Annotated in this window: 18 protein-coding genes; 6 read left to right on the top strand and 12 right to left on the bottom strand. The window is 48.1% G+C overall.

Annotated features, from left to right (window positions below):
* Window positions 1-1,320 carry a hypothetical protein gene (locus AB9P05_RS05780; protein ID WP_371907863.1) on the bottom strand — a complete coding sequence of 440 codons (1,320 nt, stop codon included), beginning with the start codon at window positions 1,318-1,320 and terminating at the stop codon, window positions 1-3.
* Window positions 1,321-1,435: 115 nt separating this feature from the next.
* Here AB9P05_RS05780 and AB9P05_RS05775 point away from each other — a divergent pair, with 115 nt between their 5' ends.
* The gene (locus AB9P05_RS05775) at window positions 1,436-2,524 is read left to right on the top strand and encodes a glycosyltransferase family 4 protein (RefSeq protein WP_371907862.1); all 1,089 of its coding nucleotides are present in this window, start codon (window positions 1,436-1,438) and stop codon (window positions 2,522-2,524) included.
* Between the two features lie 235 nt (window positions 2,525-2,759).
* Here the strand turns inward: AB9P05_RS05775 and AB9P05_RS05770 are convergent, their stop codons facing one another.
* A complete protein-coding gene (locus tag AB9P05_RS05770; protein WP_371907861.1) occupies window positions 2,760-3,995 on the bottom strand; it encodes a tetratricopeptide repeat protein in 1,236 nt (411 codons plus the stop codon).
* 181 nt (window positions 3,996-4,176) lie between these two features.
* On the opposite strand from AB9P05_RS05770, the gene AB9P05_RS05765 reads away from it, so the two are divergent.
* The 5 genes from AB9P05_RS05765 to AB9P05_RS05745 all read left to right on the top strand — a co-directional run bounded on the left by AB9P05_RS05765 (window position 4,177) and on the right by AB9P05_RS05745 (window position 7,450).
* Window positions 4,177-4,338 (top strand): DUF2256 domain-containing protein, encoded by a 162-nt coding sequence (locus AB9P05_RS05765; RefSeq protein WP_371907860.1) that lies wholly within the window; start codon window positions 4,177-4,179, stop codon window positions 4,336-4,338.
* 69 nt (window positions 4,339-4,407) lie between these two features.
* The gene (gene dnaX, locus AB9P05_RS05760) at window positions 4,408-5,520 is read left to right on the top strand and encodes a DNA polymerase III subunit gamma/tau (RefSeq protein ID WP_371907859.1); all 1,113 of its coding nucleotides are present in this window, start codon (window positions 4,408-4,410) and stop codon (window positions 5,518-5,520) included.
* 254 nt (window positions 5,521-5,774) lie between these two features.
* Entirely contained in the window at window positions 5,775-6,119 is a 345-nt protein-coding gene (locus AB9P05_RS05755) for a hypothetical protein (RefSeq protein ID WP_371907858.1), read from the top strand.
* Between the two features lie 84 nt (window positions 6,120-6,203).
* Window positions 6,204-6,860 carry a hypothetical protein gene (locus AB9P05_RS05750; RefSeq protein WP_371907857.1) on the top strand — a complete coding sequence of 219 codons (657 nt, stop codon included), beginning with the start codon at window positions 6,204-6,206 and terminating at the stop codon, window positions 6,858-6,860.
* Between the two features lie 14 nt (window positions 6,861-6,874).
* The gene (locus tag AB9P05_RS05745; RefSeq protein WP_371907856.1) at window positions 6,875-7,450 is read left to right on the top strand and encodes an outer membrane beta-barrel protein; all 576 of its coding nucleotides are present in this window, start codon (window positions 6,875-6,877) and stop codon (window positions 7,448-7,450) included.
* Between the two features lie 3 nt (window positions 7,451-7,453).
* Here the strand turns inward: AB9P05_RS05745 and AB9P05_RS05740 are convergent, their stop codons facing one another.
* The 10 genes from AB9P05_RS05740 to AB9P05_RS05695 all read right to left on the bottom strand — a co-directional run bounded on the left by AB9P05_RS05740 (window position 7,454) and on the right by AB9P05_RS05695 (window position 19,575).
* Window positions 7,454-9,121 (bottom strand): FAD-dependent oxidoreductase, encoded by a 1,668-nt coding sequence (locus AB9P05_RS05740; protein WP_371907855.1) that lies wholly within the window; start codon window positions 9,119-9,121, stop codon window positions 7,454-7,456.
* Between the two features lie 3 nt (window positions 9,122-9,124).
* Window positions 9,125-10,528, bottom strand: coding sequence for an ATP-binding protein (locus AB9P05_RS05735; protein ID WP_371907854.1), 1,404 nt, complete (start codon window positions 10,526-10,528; stop codon window positions 9,125-9,127).
* On the bottom strand, window positions 10,529-11,971 hold the full coding sequence (locus AB9P05_RS05730; protein ID WP_371907853.1) for a sensor histidine kinase: 1,443 nt from the start codon (window positions 11,969-11,971) through the stop codon (window positions 10,529-10,531).
* Window positions 11,972-12,086: 115 nt separating this feature from the next.
* Window positions 12,087-12,347, bottom strand: coding sequence for a hypothetical protein (locus AB9P05_RS05725; RefSeq protein WP_371907852.1), 261 nt, complete (start codon window positions 12,345-12,347; stop codon window positions 12,087-12,089).
* A gap of 535 nt (window positions 12,348-12,882) precedes the next feature.
* Window positions 12,883-15,414, bottom strand: coding sequence for a DNA ligase D (ligD, locus tag AB9P05_RS05720; protein WP_371907851.1), 2,532 nt, complete (start codon window positions 15,412-15,414; stop codon window positions 12,883-12,885).
* 3 nt (window positions 15,415-15,417) lie between these two features.
* On the bottom strand, window positions 15,418-16,188 hold the full coding sequence (locus AB9P05_RS05715) for a Ku protein (RefSeq protein WP_371907850.1): 771 nt from the start codon (window positions 16,186-16,188) through the stop codon (window positions 15,418-15,420).
* An 88-nt stretch (window positions 16,189-16,276) separates the two neighbouring features.
* Entirely contained in the window at window positions 16,277-17,263 is a 987-nt protein-coding gene (locus AB9P05_RS05710) for a sensor histidine kinase (protein ID WP_371907849.1), read from the bottom strand.
* A 90-nt stretch (window positions 17,264-17,353) separates the two neighbouring features.
* Window positions 17,354-17,869, bottom strand: coding sequence for a peroxiredoxin-like family protein (locus tag AB9P05_RS05705; protein ID WP_371907848.1), 516 nt, complete (start codon window positions 17,867-17,869; stop codon window positions 17,354-17,356).
* 268 nt (window positions 17,870-18,137) lie between these two features.
* Window positions 18,138-18,803 carry a 4'-phosphopantetheinyl transferase superfamily protein gene (locus AB9P05_RS05700; protein WP_371907847.1) on the bottom strand — a complete coding sequence of 222 codons (666 nt, stop codon included), beginning with the start codon at window positions 18,801-18,803 and terminating at the stop codon, window positions 18,138-18,140.
* On the bottom strand, window positions 18,796-19,575 hold the full coding sequence (locus AB9P05_RS05695; protein ID WP_371907846.1) for an ABC transporter permease: 780 nt from the start codon (window positions 19,573-19,575) through the stop codon (window positions 18,796-18,798). The genes AB9P05_RS05700 and AB9P05_RS05695 overlap by 8 nt, the downstream gene beginning before the upstream one ends.
* Between the last annotated feature and the right edge of the window lie 6 nt (window positions 19,576-19,581).

Raw genomic sequence — 19,581 nt, 5'->3', positions numbered from 1 at the left:
CTAATTTTTAAGCCTCTGTCTTTTAGGTAAATAATAAATGATGGCTAACGCAATAAAGTAAAAGGGCAACAGAGGGATCTTATACCGCACCAGTGAACCGAAGTTATAGGTGGAAATTCCAATGGCGAACGCAAAAATGATACTGAACGCCAGTCCGAAGAATACCTCAGGGTTAGTGAATATTCGCCGGAAAGTCCTCATGATTCCCACCTTAAACAGGATATATAAGCTAAGAATCATTGTAAAAAAGCTCTCTATGGATGAAAATAGCATCAAAATATTATTAGACTCCCACGGAAATGGACGATACAAGGTAACTGCCACTGCCTGCGGGGACTTTCTCAGCATGCCCATAGGAGTAAAATCAAAATCCCCGAGGTTATATCCCGACCCCTCCTCCACAGTGCTTACATAATTTAGCCAGCGTGCAGTGGCTTCCGCTGTTTTAGCAATCTGATCCAGATTATATCGCCGGTTACTCTCCCCTATGCGTGCCAGGGCAAAGTAGCTTCCCACTACCGTCAGTACTACCAGTACAGGAGTAAGTGAAGCCCTGATGAAGGGGCTACGTATATTTTTTGAGGTCATTACTGACCACCAAAGCAGCAGCGATGGTAGTATGCTGAGCAAAATATAGATTTTAACCTGGTAAAGTAAGAATATGCTGGCAATACCTGCAGTGATTGCCACTACCCCAGGCCTTTTAAGTATGACAAACTGGTAAAAGGCATACGTCAGCCAGCCTACAGCTCCGAACGTAAGCGTATCTTTTAATAAGCCTGACCCCCACAATATGACTGAAGGAACGAAGAAAATAGCCCAGCCCATAATCCGGTATAATCCCGGGTATATTCTGTAAAACGTCAGGTACATAGCCCAGCTTCCTGAAAAAGCGAATACAGCAAAAAGCACCGCAGTGGAGGAGTAAGTATGAAAGGTGATAATATCAAGTATACCTGCCACCCTGATGACAAAATAGCTCGCTTGATCCCTATATAGCCATATTTTGCTCGCATAGAGATATATGGAAGGGCTGTATTCGCCATTGGCTGTTATAAGCTGAAACGCCTTGAGAGGGTCATCCAGCCAGGCCTCATAGATATGTGCGCTACCATGGGTGAAATACGTAAAAGTATCTCCGCCATCATAATAAAACTGGTATATAAGACCCACAGCAATAGCCCCTATGATCTTAACAGTAAGGGCAGGAATAAAAAAAGATTTCGTGCGCCTATCAGTAAGGTAAGGCCGTACGATAAAGGCCGTGAAGTAAATAAGCGTAAGAAAAATTGGCGTAATAACCAGGTCTTTAAACCCCATGCGACAAAATTAGAAAAAATATCTGCTTGTTTAGTCCTATCGTTCGGGCATCTCTCTATGAATGACTACTTTTGGAGTGCTTTTATCCATCAAATTAACGCCAGTCTGAAGCTTCATGCCTATCAGGATATTATTTGTAGACATGCACCGTCCTAACCGGAGCCCTTCTCAGCGCTTTCGTTACGAGCAGTACATTACCCACCTTGAGAATAACGGGTTTCAGTGCGATCACTCATACCTTATCTCCGCCAATGATGATAAGGTACTGTATAGCCCGGGGAGCTACGTTGGGAAAATGCGCATTTTTTTGAAAAGCTACATAAAAAGGCTGCGGGATGTAATGCGCGCCTCTTCCTACGATATCGTTTTCATACAGCGTGAGGCATTTATGACCGGAAGCACCCGGTTTGAAAAGGGCTTTGCCGATTCAAAGGCAAAAGTAGTGTTTGATTTTGACGATGCTATCTGGCTGCAGAATGTAAGTGAAGGTAATAAGGCACTGGGATTCCTCAAAAATGCCGGGAAGACCAGCAATATCATCGGAATGGCAGACCTCGTGCTCGCAGGTAACAGGTACCTGGCCAACTATGCCGCTAATTTTAATGACAATATAGCCATCGTACCCACCACCATAGATACCAATGAGTATGAACCAGACCATACCCGGAGAGAAGACGCACAGGTATGCATAGGGTGGAGTGGCAGTGTAAGCACCATTCAGCACTTTCAGCATGCCATTCCTGCCTTGCGCAGGGTAAAAGACCGCCTGGGGGAGGGAGTTACCTTTAAGGTGATGGGTGACGGCAGTTATGTGAATCAGGAACTAGGTGTGCAGGGCATTCCCTGGAGACCCGATACCGAGCTTCAGGAGCTAAACAGCTTTGATATAGGCATCATGCCCCTTCCTGATGATGAGTGGGCCAAAGGTAAATGCGGGCTTAAAGGGCTGCAGTATATGGCGCTCGAGATAGCGACCATTATGTCACCTGTAGGAGTGAACCGTGAGATCATACAGGATGGCTTCAATGGTTTTCTCGCCGATGGTGAAGACGAGTGGGTTACCAAGATGGTCATGCTTGCGGAAGATATGACGCTGCGTAAGTCCATGGGTACACGCGCAAGACAAACAGTGGAAGAAAAATATTCTACTGAGAGTCAGAAGAGCGTGTATGTGAAACTTTTGCGTGAACTGGCAGAGAGCTAGTGAGATCGCCTCACCTGACTTGTTTCTGTAAAACCAAAGGACAAAAAAAAAGGCAGACTCATGGCCCACCTAATTTTTATTGTGATATGTCAGTTACATAACTAACGTCACTTTTCGTGCCAGAAATATAATAAGAGTGTAAAAAGTGATCTATTTTAAGATATGGTGCTGAAATTCAGAAACTTGCATCATTTTAATTTATCATTTTGATAATTAGCTTATCAAAATAAATGCATCACCATTCTTTCAGGTAGTCCCTGGCCTGCTCATGCGCAGGATGACTTCTTTTTGCCTCCTTTTTTACTTTTCTGAGAATTTTTTTTGCTTGTCGCGTATTCCCCTGTTTTTCATGGATTTTTGCAAGTTGTACAAGAGAGTATAGGTAATACCCTGATTCTGTGGCTTCTATCTTTTCTGCGAATTCTACAGCACGCTCATAATAGTGCCTGGCCTTATCATACTCCTTGTAGCGTTCATTGATTTGCCCCAGAAAGAAAGCCGCATACCGTCCGCTTACCGGTTCGTAGCCCGTCATCCCACTGTCTATCTTAGCCAGCAGGCTCTCACTCACCAGGCGCGCATCATACATATTTCCGTTGGCGTATAGCAGCCTGGCATGATACCGGTGAAAGTATGGGTTGTCAGGAAAGGTCTGGTGCAAGTATTCACTTATTTGTAATGCACGGCGTGGATCCTCTTCATCCAGCAGCAGAATCCGCATCAGAAAATACTGCGCCTCCGTACGGGTATAAAAAGCATTACCCGCCACCTCCTTTAGCTGCTCCAGCCCAAGGTCCTTATCGCCGTCAGGGAAGAAAGCCAGGATAGGCCGTAAAAGAGGATAGTTTTCAGGCACCCATTCCACATAATAGTTATAGAGCGCATCACCAAATAAGAACTCCGGACCAAAGTTATTGTCTGTTTTATCTTCAATATCCAGGTAATCCAGTGCCTTCTTACTCATAGAGGCCGCTTTACGCCAGCTTTTCCTTTCACTGTACAGCCGCCCCTTAAACGCATAAGCTGCTGCCAGAAAAAACTTCGCCTCTACATTTTTCTCATCCATCTCATAGCGCCGCTCGGCAAAATAAAGAGCCGAATCCATGTAAGCGTGAAACGTATTATCATAATTGATTCGCTCCACATCCGGCATCATTTTCCACCATTGGCTCAGGCCCAGTAAAAAGTAAGGCAGGGGATGAGTAGGGTATTTATACTTAAACCATTGAAATTCCTTTTCAGCCTCACTGAATTTGAAGTTATACATGTTATTCACCGCATTGGTCACATCCATCTGGACATTCATATCCGTAAGCAACATGTAAGGTACCGAATCCGTGCTCACAGATGGGTCACCTGCCGCTTCCGTATAGGTGTATTGTCTACCTAAAGCATGGCCTGGCAGGCAACCGAGCGCAGCCGTCAGTAGCCAGGCACATCCCATGATATATTTTAAAAGCCTTTTATTCATTACTTACTTTTCGCTTTTCCTGTTAGTGTGAGGCACAAACCAGGCCAGAGATTTAATCCCCTGCCCTAATATCTCAAAAAAGGTAATATCCTCCCTTTATTGTTCCCCCGAATACGTAAATTTCTATTTTATGTACCGGAATCAGCAAAGATTCCCCAATTTATGAAGAGAGTCCAAACCAATGAAGCATACAAAGAAAGGGGATCTGCCACAGAAGATATGCGCTACATGTAATAAGCCATTCGCCTGGCGCAAAAAATGGGCTGATTGCTGGGAGGAGGTGAAATACTGTAGTGCAAGGTGCCGCAGGCAACGCCCTAAAAACGAAGACCCTGAAGAATGAACCGTAAATAACCCAGGGCACCCTTCGGCAGGCTATGTGAATCCACAGGTTTTTATTTAATTTGCAGCGATGGAAAAGTTTGTCGTATCTGCCAGAAAATATCGCCCGAAAGATTTTGAGGAAGTAGTAGGCCAGGAGCACATTACTACCACTCTGAAAAACGCGATCGATAATAACCACCTGGCGCAGGCATTTTTGTTCTGCGGTCCGCGTGGGGTAGGTAAAACAACCTGCGCGCGTATCCTTGCACGGATGGTCAATGATTTTGACCCCGATGATCCGGCAGCTACTAACTCCATGAATATCTATGAGCTGGATGCTGCCTCCAACAACTCCGTAGACGATATCCGCAACCTGACCGACCAGGTGCGCTTCCCTCCACAGTATGGTAAGTACAAGGTCTATATCATAGATGAGGTTCATATGCTGTCCAATGCAGCCTTTAATGCCTTTCTGAAGACCCTCGAAGAGCCACCTCCATACGCTATTTTCATCCTCGCCACTACGGAAAAGCATAAAGTCATACCCACCATACTTTCCCGCTGTCAGATATTTGACTTTAACCGCATACAAGTAAGCGATATCTCTAACCACCTGGCTAAGATCGCCGAGAGGGAGAACATCGATGCCGAAGAGGAAGCCCTCCACCTCATGGCCCAAAAGGCAGACGGAGCCCTCCGGGATGCGCTTTCTATTTTTGACCTTATCGTAACCTTCTCCGGCGATAAGATCACCTACAAGAGCACCGTGGAGAACCTCCACATTCTCGACTACGATTATTTCTTCGATGCCACCGATGCCCTGCTGGGCGAGGACATCTCTAAGTGCCTGCTGCTGTTTGACGATGTGATCAATAAAGGCTTCGATGGCCATAATTTTATACTTGGCCTCACCGAGCACTTCCGCAACCTGCTCGTGTGTAAGGACGAAGCCACCATCCAGCTTCTGCAGGTGACAGAAAACATCAAGCTGCGCTACAAAGAGCAGGCAGGCGTAGCCCCTATGGCGTTTTTACTAACCGCCATGAATATTGCTAACCAATGCGACCTCAGTTACAAGAGCAGCAAGAACCCCCGCCTCCACGTGGAGCTCACACTTATGAAGATGGCCCGCATACGTAGTGCCGTCAAGCTCGCCCAAAATGGGTCTGCTGAAGGAGAGGTAAAAAAAAAAGTGAGCTAAACGCAGACACTGAAGCCAAGCCTGCCCCCCCCAGGCCCAAACCTGCTTTAAAAAGTACCCAGCCTCCCATTACAGCCGGTACCCTCTCAGGTAAGGGTAAGCTATCCCTTAATCTGGATGAGATAAGCCAGAGTGTAAAAAAGGAGCGTTCCGGAGCTGCCTCTGCACCTGACCCGGAAGCTGCAGCAGGAGAGGAGCAGGAAACAGCGGCCACTACAAATAATGGCAATGACAAAGAAGTCGATCCGGCTGCCTTGCAAAAGTACTGGGCCGAGTTCGCCCTCAGTGTAAAGCAGCAGGGTAAAGACATGTGGTTTAGTATGCTGAACCAGGAGGTGGCCCTGGAACCAGATGGTGTCACGGTTAAAATGACCCTCACTAACCCCATACTGGTAGATAAGGTGGAGGAGTTCCGCCCTGAGTTGATGCAGTTTCTCAAAGAAAAACTGCAGAACAGCCGCATGATGCTCAACCCCGTACTGGAGCAGGCTAAAGCCAGCGAAAAAGCCTACACCGACGAAGAGAAGTTCAGAAAACTCGCTGAAAAATATCCCTACCTCCTTGAACTGAAAAATCGCCTGGGACTGGATTTTACCTGATCCTCTTTTCCTTCATTTATTGGCCCCTGTGTTTTTCCAATGCAAATGCCTTATTTTTGCTATTCACTTTACTAAAAGAGTGTAATGCAAAGATTGATTCTTAACACTTCTTTATTGCTTTTTATCGTTCTGGCCAGCGCTTGTAATAACGACGATGATGTTCCTGAAGGTACTACAGGCTTTGGGAAAGTAGAAGTAGATGGGGTAGAATATCAATTTACCGAGGGGTTGATCTATGATCTAGGCACCGGCTTCATCCCCGAGGGTGAGGCCAACCATTATCTGTATGAAATACTGATAGCAAACGGAGACTTCTATTTCGATGCTCAGGAGGGGTATTTCGACCTGGAAAACTTTAATCACCTGCTGTACATCTCGGCCTTTTCATATGATAAGAATGAATTTGTAGTAGGCGAATTCAATGACAACCCACGGTATAGCCCCGGCTATCAAAACAACATGTTTGAGCTCGCCGCCCTCGTGGTTGATATCAACGAAAATGGGTTATGGGACGAGGGAGACTCAGTAGCCAGTGCAATAGAAGGTACCATCCTTATCGAGGGGGAACGTCCGGAATACAAACTCACCTTTGACCTTGATTTTGATAAAGGAAGCATAATGACCGGCACCGTAGAGGGAGACTTCTTCTTCGCCGACCTTAACGGGAATACCATCAAAGACGACGAAGGGCAAAGATCAGAGAGGATGAACAAATTGCTGAAAAGGCGGCTTACTGAATAAACCCCGGATAGTAAATGAAAAGACTCCTTCTAATCTTATTCCTTTTAAGCTCCTGCCCGCTGTATGCCCAATACGGCGTGCGGGTGGGGCCCTCCCTTTCTACCTTCCGTACTGACGCCGCCGACCAGGGCTACCTGCTTGGCTATCGTTTCGGTACCTACCTGGAAGTAGCCGAAATAACCAAAAGAGTCGTGTTTAGTCCCGAGATAGCCATGTCATTATTGGGTAGTGAAGGCGAGGAAGACAATGAGATCAGCCTGCTCTACCTCCAGGCCCCTTTGCTCTTACGGTATTATATCCAGAGCCCGCGAAAAGGCTTGTATGTTGAGTCTGGCCCCGCCCTGGGCTATCTGCTCTCAGCAGAAGATGAAAGCCGAAGTACTACTGATGATGTCGAGGATAACTTCACCCCCTTTGAGGTGTTTTTGCCCGTAGGTTTAGGCTATAATGCAGTAAACTGGGGTGTTACCGCCACCTACCATATCGGCCTGCAGGATATCTCAGATGTAAATAGCGTATCCGTCAGGAATAGTAGCTTCTCCATACTCGTTACCTTGCCACTCTTTAATGGCTCATTTGGCGGGTACTAATGTTTATACCTCACCCAGGTACTGGTGCACCATTTTTATCGCCATAGCCCCTTCGCCTACGGCCGAGGCTATCCGGTTCATAGCCCCTGATCGCACATCACCTGCTGCAAATATACCCGGCACCGAGGTTTCCAGTAGAAAAGGCTCCCTTTCCAGCTTCCATACCTTAGGGAAGTCACCGCAACGCTGCAGTTCGCGGCCCGTGATAAGAAAGCCCTTATCACTTGTTAGTACCGTGCCGTCAAGCCACGCAGTATAAGGTTTTGCACCAATAAAAATAAATAATGAGTCGGCAGCCTCCTCCCGGTTCTCGCCCTTGCGATTGTCCCGCAGTACCACCTTCTCAAGGTGCTCCTCTCCGCAAGCCTTTACCACCTCCGTTTCCCCCAGCACCTCTATGTTCTTAATGCGGTTTATCTGGTCTATCAGATAATGAGACATACTATCCGTCAGGTCAGGTTTACGTATCACTATATACACCTTACGCGCATACTGACTCAGGTACACAGCCCCCTGTCCGGCAGAGTTTCCCCCCCCTACTACAAACACCGTCTTTTCCTTGCAGCTATTTGCCTCAGTAGTGGCAGCCCCGTAGTACACCCCCGCCCCTGTAAAATTGTCCACACCTTCTGCTGGCAGTTTACGGTAGTTTACCCCGGTGGTAATCACTATACTACGGGCAGTAAGCTCACTGCCATCGTTCAGCTCCAGCACCTTGTACTTATCTTTCAGCCTTATGGCCTTCACCTCCTTCGGAGATATAAACTCAATCCCGAAGCGCGTAGCCTGGCTGATAGCCCTCCGCGCCAGTTCAGAGCCACTAAGTCCGTTAGGAAATCCTAGGTAGTTCTCAATACGCGAGCTAGTCCCCGCCTGCCCGCCGGGAGCCCTTTTTTCGATCATGGTCGTATTTAGCCCTTCCGACCCACCATATACAGCCGCAGCCAGCCCCGCCGGCCCGGCACCTATGATAGCCACATCGTACAGGTCCTGGCTAGCCTCCGTATTCAGCCCTATTTCAGACGCCAGGTCAGCTATGGAAGGCTGTTTCATAGGCGTACCGTCCTCTAGTAGCACCACCGGCAGATCCGTAGCCTCCATTTTCAGCGTTTTCAGCCACTCCTCCGCCTTATTATTCATACCATAGGCATACCATTGATAGGGGATCAGGTTGCCAGCCAGAAAGTCCTTGATCTCATGAGACAGCGGGTTGTACTGATGACCTATTACCTTTATCCCTGCAAATTCCGGCCGGTAAGACAGCTGCCAGTCCTCAAGCAGTTCATTCAATACCGGGTACAACTTCTCCTCCGGCGGGTCCCATGGCTTCATCAGGTAGTAATCCAGGCGCACCTCATTTATAGCCCTTATGGCGGCATCCGTATCCGAATAAGCCGTAAGCAGCACACGCCTGGCTTCCGGGAAATGCGCTTTCGTTTTTTCCAGAAATTCCACCCCCAGCATTTCAGGCATTCGCTGATCCGAGACAAAGAGCGCTATCGTATCACCCCTTTGCTTAAGCTTCTCCACCGCTTCCAGGGCTTCCTCTACCGAGTCCGTTCCCATGATCCTGTAATCTTGGCGGTATTCACTTCTCAGGTCACGCTCAATGGCCCGCAGCACCTGCGCGTCATCATCTATGGCAAATATGATAGGTTTATTGGCAGCCATGGTTTATGTTTTAATTTCCTTGGGCAGGCACACCGTAAAGCAGGTTTCGCCTTTGCGGCTTTCTACCGTAATATCACCCTTGTGCAGCCTTACTATGCGCAACGCAATATCCAGTCCCAGGCCCTGCGCCCCCGTATTTTTTGTCGTGAAAAATGGGTCGAAGATCTTAGATCGAATCTCAGGTGCTATGCCCCGGCCTTCATCCTTAATATTAACATGAATAAACTCCCCTTTATCCGTAGTTTCTATTATGATCCTCCCCCCCGGCTCCATCGCATCCACTGCATTGTCCAGCAGGTTCGTCCATACCTGGTTCAGTTCGCTCACATATACCTTCAGCTTGGGTAGCGATTTGTCATATTGCAGATCCAGTTGAATATCCTTTTCATGAAGCTGATTACTCAGGATCGTCAGCGTATGGTTTATGCCCTCTTCAATATTCATAAGCTCCATCTCCGGAGAGCGGTCCATATGTGAGTAGCTTTTCACAGAAGCTATAAGGTCAGATATCTTTACCGAGGCATTCTTCACCTCTTTGATAGTAGCCTGCAGCGTAGCCAGTTGAGTCAGCAGGCCTATTGCTTCAGGGAGCGCTTCTTTATTTGCCTCTCCGGCCAGTAAGTCTACGTCCTCCGCCTTCAACCCCATTTCCACCAGTTCGTCCGCCATCGCATAGCTGTTTTCTATCCCCCAGTCCTCGAAGAGGTCCTCCAGGCGGTCCTCCTCATCCGATCGCTCCAGCACGCTCAGGTCCTCCTTCTCCCCATGGTCTATCTCGTCCAGCAACACCCGGAGGCGGTACCAGGCATCCTTATTCAAGCCGCTTTCCCCGGTCTTTTCCAGCGTTTCCACCGCTTTGTCAAAGGCATCTTTCAGCGTAGTGGCTGCCCTGTTAATGGCTGAGGCTGGGTTATTAAGTTCGTGAGCAAAACCCGCCGATATTTTCCCCAGGGAGATCATTTTTTCCCGTTGCTGCTCCGTACGCGTGGAGTCGCGGGTGCGGTCCAGCATGATTTCCACCAGCCGCTGTATCAGCGCGGGCGCACGTTTGGCCATTTCAGGGAAGCATGATTTTGGCAGCAGCATCAGGCGCGTATACCCTTCTGCGCGGGCCTTCCCCTGCACATGAGTCATGCGTGAGTAAGGTAGCAGGCCCGTTACCCCCCCTTTCTCATACCTGGCCATTAGTAAAAACTGGCCACCTACGCTGTTATACACCTCCAGCATGCCCTCAAGTATGATGTGCGTGTGCTCTATCTTATCCCCCGGATCAGCCAGATGTTCCCCGTCCTGCAATTCTACAAAACGGCTGATACTGATAAGCCACTCTGCCTGTTCCAGCGTCATTTCCTCTGTCAGGTTCAGGTCCAGTAAGTACTGGGCATTTATCGGGTCTGTATCTTTCACTCAGTTTACCGGGTTGTTGGTTTGTTTTTGTTCCGGATCCGCCGCAGGGAGCTTTACGCAAAAAGTTGTTCCTGACTCGTCAGTATCAAAAGTAAGCCTTCCCTTATGTCGTGATACCACTATACGGTAGCTTATATCCAGCCCCAGGCCGGTACCTTTGCCTACCTCCTTTGTCGTAAAGAACGGATCAAAAATATTCTTACGGATCTTTTCCGGGATACCATGTCCATTATCAGCAAAAGTCACAAGGGCATATTCCTGCCGGCCCTCTCTATAAGGCATTAAGCCCACCCTTATCTTTCCGCCTTTATCCACCGCATCTATGGCGTTGTCCAGCAGGTTCGTCCATACCTGGTTGATCTCGCTGCCATACACCGGAACAGCGGGGGCACTTTCATCAAAGTGTTTTTCCAGACTAATGTTCTTCTTCTTTAGTTTAAAGTGCAATAATGTAAGTGTATCTTCTAACCCCTCCTTCAGACCCGTTTTCTTTTTTTCCATAGAACGGTCCATGAAACTGTATGACTTCATAGCAGCTATCACATCCGAAATGCGGATAGTACTTTTAGCCAACTCATCCGCCAGGCGGTGAATTTCCATCTCCTGGTACACCCAGGTAATGAAGTTGGGGACCTCTTCAGCTATGAGTTTTTGAGAAAAACCCTCCATCACCTCACGTTCATACCCACAGTCCACCAGTGTGCCCGCTATTTCATACGGGTCCCCCATGCCCATCTCTTCCAGCCAGTCAGCCATCTCGTCCTCACGATCCCTGCGGGCCATCATGTCCAGCTTTACCCCCTCCAGCTGCCTTTTATCTTCTATTTCTTTAAACGGGTATCCCTTTTCGGATGCAGCCTCCGGATTTCGAAAGATGTATTTAGCCAGTATGCTGGCCGAACTCCTGTCAAAGCGGGACAGCGTGGACTGCAGATTACGGGCTGCGCGCCGTGCCGCCGCCGCCGGGTTGTTGAGTTCGTGGGCCAGGCCGGCAGACATAGTGCCCAGGCTTATCAGCTTTTCACGCTGAAAGGACATAATGCTTAACTCGCTGCTTCTGTTTGCATTATCGGCTAGTATTCGCTCCCTGATAGTGCGGCAGTTGCCCATCATTTTCCAGAAATGCTCCTTATCCAGACAAAAAATGGTAGTGTCTTCCCTTGCCCGGCAATTTGCCAGATGAGGCGTGCCCCCAAGCAAAGGTACCTCACCCCCGGTGGTGCCTACGGTGAATTCGTTGATCGTAAGCTCATCCCCCTTTATTATACGGTATAGCTCAAGCCTGCCTTCCAGCACCAGGAAAAAGAAAGTAGCCTCTTCGCCTTCTCTGAAGAGAATATCACCTTCCTGCAATACCTTATGGGATCCTTCTACATCACAGGTAAATTCCTGGTCGGAAACGCCTTTAAAAAGTTGAATGTGTTGTAGTTCGCGGATATGCATGGATTGGAATATGGTAGCCGATTAAGTTAGCCAATCGCCCGCATAAAAAAAATAAAGGGATCACCTGCACCAGTGGCAGATCATCCCCGTAAAGTTTTTAACGTATCGTTATTGCTTAAAACAGATCCTTGATCTTAATCGATTTAAGATAAGGTGATAAGCTTTCTTTGTCGCTAAATGTCTTCAGTTTTAGCAAAATGTTATCTCTGTCCTTTTCACAATCCCGGAACCACGCCTCTACATAGAAGTTTTCCATGTAGTACAGGCATACCCGGTTCTCTCCACTCTTCCGGGCGTGCAGGTACGTGCCATATCTCCAGAGGTGCTGCACGCGCTCTTCGAGAGATAGCGTGTTAAATGTCATGTATGAAATCATAGCTCTTGGGAAAATCCAAACATACCGTAATAGCTACATGCTAAAACTGTGCCGAAACAAAAGAACCATAATCCATAAGTAACGGCAAGTCAATAATATGTAAGTCCTTACACCCGTATGAAAGCCCTCCCCGCCATAAGTTTAAGTTCATTTAACCTATGAATTTACCTGTTTCTAGCCACCTAGGTCCCCCGGATTCAAGGGCAGTATTTATCATCAGAAATAGATGTTAGGGAAGAATCCTTCAACAGGTTTTATAAAGAATATGCTTAGGGTAGGTTTCGCTGGTCTTTTTTGCGTGATTATCACTCGCTAAGAAATACACCCTGCATCACGATCAAATACAGCCTAATGATCAGGTGCCTGAAATTTTTTTTAAAAACCTCTACCTACCATTCATCCGGTTTAATTCTGTTTTGCAGACGCTTTATTAATCGGCAAAAAGTACTGAAATCAGCTTTAGCGCTGTAAACCTTACCTGCTGGCGGTGGATTCAGGCTCTCAACCCCCCGGTGCTCAAGCCCGGATAGCTTACTTATTCAGTGTCCAATTCCGATAAGCGATCTATCGCTGCCCCCATATCCAACCCTTCCTGCAGTACGGGGGCGGCCAGGTCACCGGTTTTCTGCAGCCTGTCCGGCATATTAAACAGCGTGAAGTCGGAGATCTTAAGCCCTGTTTTTACCTCATCCCATTGCAGGGGGGCAGATACCGGCGCCCCCGGCTTTGGCCGTACAGAATAGGCACACGCCAGTGTGGCCCCTTTTTTGTTTTGCAGGTAATCCAGATAAATTTTCCCCTTGCGCTTAGAGGGGCTTCGCTCCATACTCGTAAGCTTTGGTAGCTGGTGCATAGCAATCATGCAAATGACACGTGCAAAATCCCTTGACTGCTCATAAGTATAAGAGCCACCAAGGGGGATGAGTATGTGAATCCCCGTACTACCCGACGTTTTTGGGTAACAAGGAATTTTTGCCTTTTCCAGTATGCTATGAATGACCTGTGCCACCTCTATCACCTCTTCAAAAGTGTTTTTCTCCGAAGGGTCAAGGTCTATCACACAATAATCCGGCATATCCGCTGCCACTGTGCGCGACAGCCACGGATTTAGTGCGATGCACCCCAAATTTACGGTAAATAGAAGGCCGGAAAGATCAGAAATAGTAAGGTAGCATATCTCTTTATTAGCCGAATCAGAGTCCACACCATACGTTTTCATCCAGTCAGGCGCCAGGTCACCAGCATCCTTGTGGTAGAAGTTCTTTCCCTCAATCCCGTCAGGATACCGGTGCAGGCTTTGAGGCCGCCCCTCCAGGTGAGGCAGTAAATAAGGAGCTACTTGTGCATAGTAAGCCAGTAAGGCACCTTTCGTAATCTCTTTTTCCCCCCGCCAGTATACCTTTTTCAGGTTGCTTAGGCTCACCTCCCTGCCTTCAGGTTGTAGCTTTAGTTCTTTAGCAGAGGTCAGTTTCTTCACCAGTTCATCCGCTTCCCCCGTTTGTTGCGCAGGAGTGCTCTTTTCTGCCACTACCTCCTCAGGGTCCTTATCTTTTCTCAGGCCTTTATATACCGGGTGCCGCAGTGAGCCTTCATCAGTACGTTCGCTATAGCCCACTTCCGCTATAAGCTTAGGTGTCACCCAGTAAGTGGCACGGTCCGTTTTAGGTTTTGGTGTGACAGGACAGGTTTTTCGGCCTATTCGGTCAAGCTTCTTTTTTAGATCCTCCAGCGTATCCTCGTCAAAGCCCGTACCTACCCGGCCTACATATTCCAGCTCACCATCTATATCATGGACAGCCAGGAGCAGGCTGCCAAAGTGCTTCCGGCTTCCTGTTGGCTCAGTGTATCCTATGATAATCGCGTCCATCTGCTTCACCAACTTGATCTTCAGCCAGTCACGTGAGCGTGAGCCAGTACGGTAGGGGCTGTCCGCCCGCTTAGCTATGATACCCTCAAGCCCCTTTTTGTCCGCCTCTTCCAGCAGAGCTTCGCCGTTACCCTCCACATGATCACTTACACGTATGCGTTCATGGACAGCCGCCAGCTGCTCCAGTAGCTTTTTGCGCTCACGCAGCGCAAAACCACGCAGGTCATAGCCATTAAAGAACAGCACATCAAAAATGTAGTAATACAGGTTAGGGTCCTGTTCGTCCTCGTAGTTCTGCAGCTTCTGAAAGCTCGAAACCCCATTTTTATTAAGCACTACGATCTCACCATCCACCACCAGGGGTCCCGGCAGCGTAGCCAGTGCGTCAGCAAGGGGCGGGTAACTTTTTAAAAAGCTATTGCCATTACGGCTATATAACTTCACATCATCCTCCTTCACTTCTGCTATCGCACGGTAACCGTCCCATTTTATTTCATAAAGCCATTCCGGGTCATCAAACACCCCCTCGTGCAAAGTCGCCAGCATAGGCTTCACCTCATGCGGCATCTTGTCCTTACCCTCCGGTAGTTTTTCAGTCGCTTGCCTATCCTTATTCGCCGCCTTCTTCTTTTTCTGCTGCAAGGCCATGGCAGGGGAGAGGTGGTCCTCGCTGTCATATTCCTTGCTGGCCGCATACTTGTCCTTCTTTTTTATAAGAAGCCAGTGGTTCTCCTCCCGGCCCGTACGTACCAGCGCAAAATCCCCCTTCAGCTTACTGCCCTCAAAAGTTAGCTTCAGGTCCCCTTTTTGGTAGGCCTTCCTTAGTGCCGACTCATTACTTTCCCCCTCAGCATTGGTCGCTGTAAATGTACCCGTGTCCCACACGTGCATAAGCCCTGCCCCGTACTGGCCTTCCGGTATTTCTCCCTCAAAGTGCAGGTACTTCATAGGGTGGTCCTCCGTAGCCACCGCCAGCCGCTTATCCGAGGGGTTCATGCTGGGCCCCTTTGGTACTGCCCAGCTTTTCAACACACCCTCTATCTCCAGGCGCAGGTCATAGTGTAGCCGGCTCGCCTGGTGCCGCTGTACAGTGAAGCGGTGCATGTCTTTAGCAGATGACGATATTTCACCCGCAGGTTCCGGAGTCTTAGAGAAATCTCTTTTGGTGCGATATTTGGACAGGAGATCCTTGTCAGCCATACCTTATGAGGCTTTTTTCTGTTGCAGGCTTGCTTTTAACTGGGCCATAAGGTCCTTTGCTTCTGTGGGAGCCACTTCCATCTTTTTCACCTTCGGCTTCTTGCCTTTGGCCTTGGCCTCTATTACCTGCATCAGCGCGTCAGTATAGGTATCTTTATACTGGCCCAGGTCAAAGTCCGTGCTGTAATTTTCTATAAGCTGAACAGCCATGTCCAGCTCCTTCTTCTTCAGCTCTGTGTCATCAGATACATTAAGCTCATCCGGGCTTCTAACCTCTTCCGCAAAGCGGATTTTCTGCAGGTAGAGCACATTTCCCGCCGGGCGTATCACCGCCAGGTCCTCACGGCTTCTGAGCACAAAAGTAGCTATGCCCACCTTTTCAGTCTTTGTCAGCGCCTCACGTAGTAGCGCATAAGCCTTTTGCCCGCTTTTTTCTGGCTCTATAAAGTATGGGTTCTTGTACAGAATGCCATCGATGTTACCCTCTTCCACAAACTCATTGATCTCTATGATCTTTGATTTCTTTGCGGCCGCTTTATCGAAGTCCTCATCCTCCAGGATGATGTAGTCATCCTCCATCAGGTAGCCCTTTACGATATCATCCCAGTCCACCTCTTTGCCCGTCTTCTGGTTCACACGCTTGTACCTGATCCGTTCATGGTCACTCTTGTCCAGCATGTCCAGATCCAGACGTCTGCTCTCAGTGGCGCTGTATAGTTTTATAGGGATGTTAACAAGCCCGAAGCCAATAGCACCTTTCCAGATTGCCCTCATAATCCATAGTTTGTATGTCACATAGCGGATACAAAATCCGTGTCATATACAACTGCGTAGCGCCCTTACAGTTAGGTCCGGCCCCACTTTAATGTATAGGAAGAGCAATACGTACCGTCGTGCCTTGATCCTCGTCACTTTCAAAAGCTATCGTTCCGTTCAGGTTTTCCGTCAGCTTTTTCATGATAGGCAGACCCAATCCATAGCCTTTTTCCCCTCGCAGCCCCTTCCGGCTGGAAGTAGGTAGTTTATTCAGTAACTGGCTCGCCTGCAAAGCAGGCACCCCTATACCCTCATCCACGCATGCAAGGATCAGGGCAGAGCCTTCCTTTTTCAGGCTAATAGTTATTCGCGTATGAGTTTCCGAGAATTTGATGGCATTATTCACCATCTGTTCAAATATGTTCCTGATAGCAGGCCTGGAGGCTTTTACCTCCTCGTTGCGCGCCTCATCTTCTACCTCTAGTCCAATATGCCTTTCGGTATGCTGGGCTTTTTTCTGTGCGACCAATGCCTCCAGTTCCACATCCAGCACCAGCGGCGTCAGTTCCTGTTTTTCCTTATCAGACATAATGCTGAGCAGCTCGCCTACCTTATCAGCCATATTCATAGCCTCTTTGCTTACCTCGGATATGAGCGCGGTATAATTAGAGAAGTTCTCCCCTTTACCTTCCAGCTCTAACAGCCTGCCTACGTTCATAATGGTCATCAGCGGATTTTTTATATCATGGATGATCATTTTTGAAAGTGCCAGAGCCTCGTTCTTTTCACCTTTCAGGCGGTCAGTAAGTTTTTTGCTCTCGCTAATGTTTGTAAGTATGACCATCACCTCATCCCGTGAGTGGGATATGCAGGTAGAAGGGCAGGAGTGGACCCTGAACCACCTTCCCTCTTGCGGCTGAAAGCAGAAATCAAAATCCTGCCGGAACGTCTCTTTTTCAAAAGCCCTGTCCAGTTTATCAATGAGTACATCATACGGAGAGGGCAGGTCCTTCTTTTTGGTTCCTACACGTAATACATCCGGTTCACCGCTGGACGTCACCATTTTATCCTGAGGGTCCCAGGTAAAAAACATATACCTTGGATCAGCAGGTAAATCATCCGGTATCGGGTTCTTAGAAGAGGAAATCATCAGATAAATAAGTCTTTCGGTCGATAGAGTGTTTTAGTGAGTACCCCTGGGCGGATAATCATTTTCTATAATATAGCGCATGTCCTTCACTAATTGTTCAATACTTGGACGTGAAAAAGGCATGGTTTGTATGACAGAAGCATATAATGTACCATCAGAGTTCAGGATAAATATGCCAGGCTCACTGAACAAGTCCGGCTCAAGGTTACCCCGGCCATCCGATAAGTACAGGCCCCACTCCCTGGCAGAGTCCGGGTCCATACCGTAGCCAATAGTAAGATCAGGCATATGCCACTCGTCCCTCGCCAAAGCTGCCCGTTCAGCAGTGTCACAACTTACAGCGATCACCTCAATGTTCATTTGCCTGAAATCATTCAGTTTTACCTGTATGTCATGCAGATAAAGCCTGCACACCGGACAATGGTAGCCCCTGTAGAAGAAAATGATCTTAAAGCGTGCCTGAGTCCAGGCTGATAAGTCGGTTTGTCCGCCCGGCAAAAGTTCCACTGTAGTAGAAGGAGTCTTATCCAGTGGTTTAATTCTATTCATCCTGAATGATAGGTTTTGGTTTGCAGCCCTCTGAGTTATTATACGGCAAGGGTAATCAGGCTGTTGAGCTTAAAAAAACAGGCAGCTAAAAAAAGGGATTACCAAATAGGGCAAAAAAAAGGGGCCCCGGCATTTCTGCGCGAGACCCTTTTCAACCAGCTATGTAATTCAAAGGTAGACAAAAGTTTGATAAGTGCAAACTACTTTTCGAAAAAAAGTCATAATTTTTTCTCAGGCAGATTCTGGGATGAGTGCTTCCCCTTAATAATCAGCCGTATACGTGTTTATGTAAGGTTGGCGCCAGTGACATTGGCTTGTCTGTTGCCAGCCAGCTAGCCCCATCCCCGGTAAGCTCCAGGTTGGTCAGGTAAAACCTCTCACGGTTATATACCATACCTTCCGTTCCGCTTATCTCAATATCTTTCAATGGTATACTAAGCCCTTTACCGTCAGCTTTAATCACCGCTTCCTTTCTTGCCCAGTAATGAAAAAATACCGATAAGGGACTTTCAGGAGCATAGATATGCGCGTACTCAGCCTCCGTCCACAAGTTCTTAAAGTCATTGAGGTCAATATCGCTGTATACCTCAATGTCTATTCCTATTCTACCTTCCGGATTGATAGCACAAGCCACCATGTTGCCCGAATGCGTAATATTAAAGTCCGCATGACCCGGCAGGTAAGGTCGCTGATATTCCGTATACTCCAGTTTGCGGAGGCTGCTTTGGTCCAGGCCCTGAGGCTTCCATGCCTCCAGCAGGAGAAGCTTACCAATAAGGCTTGCCTGCGCATCCTGCCATCTGTGAAACCGCCTTATTCTATCCTGCATTGCTTGCGGTAACAGAGCCAGGTACTTCTCATAAATAGAAGCAGGCCACTGGTGGTCATTGCGGGCATAGTGCACCGCTATCTGCTGTGCCGGTTGTTCAGACATCTCTTTTATATAGTAAGGCAAGCGAGCCAAAGATAAACAGGGCCGCATAAATAGCACTTAGTGCAAGCGCAGTTTGGTCTATCCCCGTTGCTTCAGCCTGCCCCAGTGCCTCCATCACCGGGTTAGGGATGATATTCCCCATTGTACTCAGGGGAAGATACTCCCCCAGCGGCTCAGGCAATACCCACCTGAAGATGGGCTCCGCTATAAAGCCGTAAAGAAGAAAGAGGATGAGCCCCAGATAGCTTTTTCTTACAAGTATCGCTATGAACATAGCCAGGCACAGGTAAGAAAAGGTCTGCACAAAAAAGGGCAGCATGATAGACATCCCCTCCGTAGCCTGCGCAAAGTCCGCCCCGCTCGTATTCTTAAATCCAGATATAAGAGTCAGTACAAATAGTAATAAAGAGGCACTCAGGCAAAGCAATACCACCGTCACCATCTTAGAGGCAACAAAGCCCGTGCGGCTCATACCCTCCAGCAAGTGCTGCCGCAGCGTTTTGTACTGGTATTCCTGGGCCACCTGGCTGATTACCAGCAGGGCAAGAATGATATTGAAAAACCTCCCACCGTAAGCAAAATAGCCCCAGATATCAGGAAACTGAATAATATGTAAAATCGGAAGTTGCTCCCCGTTTACCTCCAGGTTAGAGATAAAGTCATCCACAAAACTCAGAAGAGCGATAATCTCCAGCACGAAGAATACGCCCAGAGTAATATAAAAGCCCTTCGACCGGCTTATCTTGAAAAGTTCGAGTTTGATTACGTTCATATCAGG

Origin of the sequence: Roseivirga sp. BDSF3-8 (assembly GCF_041449215.1) — a bacterium.
Lineage (GTDB): Bacteria > Bacteroidota > Bacteroidia > Cytophagales > Cyclobacteriaceae > JBGNFV01.
The sequence above is the reverse complement of the archived record's forward strand: the minus strand, read 5'-3'. Positions and strand labels throughout refer to the sequence as shown.

What these genes read in the sequence shown, in the direction of transcription:
- AB9P05_RS05710 (WP_371907849.1), bottom strand. Translation starts at nt 17,263, where the DNA reads ATGTTTTTTACCTGGGACCCTCAGGATAAAATGGTGACGTCCAGCGGT.
- AB9P05_RS05765 (WP_371907860.1), top strand. Translation starts at nt 4,177, where the DNA reads ATGAAGCATACAAAGAAAGGGGATCTGCCACAGAAGATATGCGCTACA.
- AB9P05_RS05745 (WP_371907856.1), top strand. Translation starts at nt 6,875, where the DNA reads ATGAAAAGACTCCTTCTAATCTTATTCCTTTTAAGCTCCTGCCCGCTG.
- dnaX (WP_371907859.1), top strand. Translation starts at nt 4,408, where the DNA reads ATGGAAAAGTTTGTCGTATCTGCCAGAAAATATCGCCCGAAAGATTTT.
- AB9P05_RS05750 (WP_371907857.1), top strand. Translation starts at nt 6,204, where the DNA reads ATGCAAAGATTGATTCTTAACACTTCTTTATTGCTTTTTATCGTTCTG.
- AB9P05_RS05740 (WP_371907855.1), bottom strand. Translation starts at nt 9,121, where the DNA reads ATGGCTGCCAATAAACCTATCATATTTGCCATAGATGATGACGCGCAG.
- AB9P05_RS05770 (WP_371907861.1), bottom strand. Translation starts at nt 3,995, where the DNA reads ATGAATAAAAGGCTTTTAAAATATATCATGGGATGTGCCTGGCTACTG.
- AB9P05_RS05780 (WP_371907863.1), bottom strand. Translation starts at nt 1,320, where the DNA reads ATGGGGTTTAAAGACCTGGTTATTACGCCAATTTTTCTTACGCTTATT.
- AB9P05_RS05730 (WP_371907853.1), bottom strand. Translation starts at nt 11,971, where the DNA reads ATGCATATCCGCGAACTACAACACATTCAACTTTTTAAAGGCGTTTCC.
- AB9P05_RS05705 (WP_371907848.1), bottom strand. Translation starts at nt 17,869, where the DNA reads ATGAATAGAATTAAACCACTGGATAAGACTCCTTCTACTACAGTGGAA.
- AB9P05_RS05695 (WP_371907846.1), bottom strand. Translation starts at nt 19,575, where the DNA reads ATGAACGTAATCAAACTCGAACTTTTCAAGATAAGCCGGTCGAAGGGC.
- ligD (WP_371907851.1), bottom strand. Translation starts at nt 15,414, where the DNA reads ATGGCTGACAAGGATCTCCTGTCCAAATATCGCACCAAAAGAGATTTC.
- AB9P05_RS05700 (WP_371907847.1), bottom strand. Translation starts at nt 18,803, where the DNA reads ATGTCTGAACAACCGGCACAGCAGATAGCGGTGCACTATGCCCGCAAT.
- AB9P05_RS05725 (WP_371907852.1), bottom strand. Translation starts at nt 12,347, where the DNA reads ATGATTTCATACATGACATTTAACACGCTATCTCTCGAAGAGCGCGTG.
- AB9P05_RS05715 (WP_371907850.1), bottom strand. Translation starts at nt 16,188, where the DNA reads ATGAGGGCAATCTGGAAAGGTGCTATTGGCTTCGGGCTTGTTAACATC.
- AB9P05_RS05775 (WP_371907862.1), top strand. Translation starts at nt 1,436, where the DNA reads ATGCCTATCAGGATATTATTTGTAGACATGCACCGTCCTAACCGGAGC.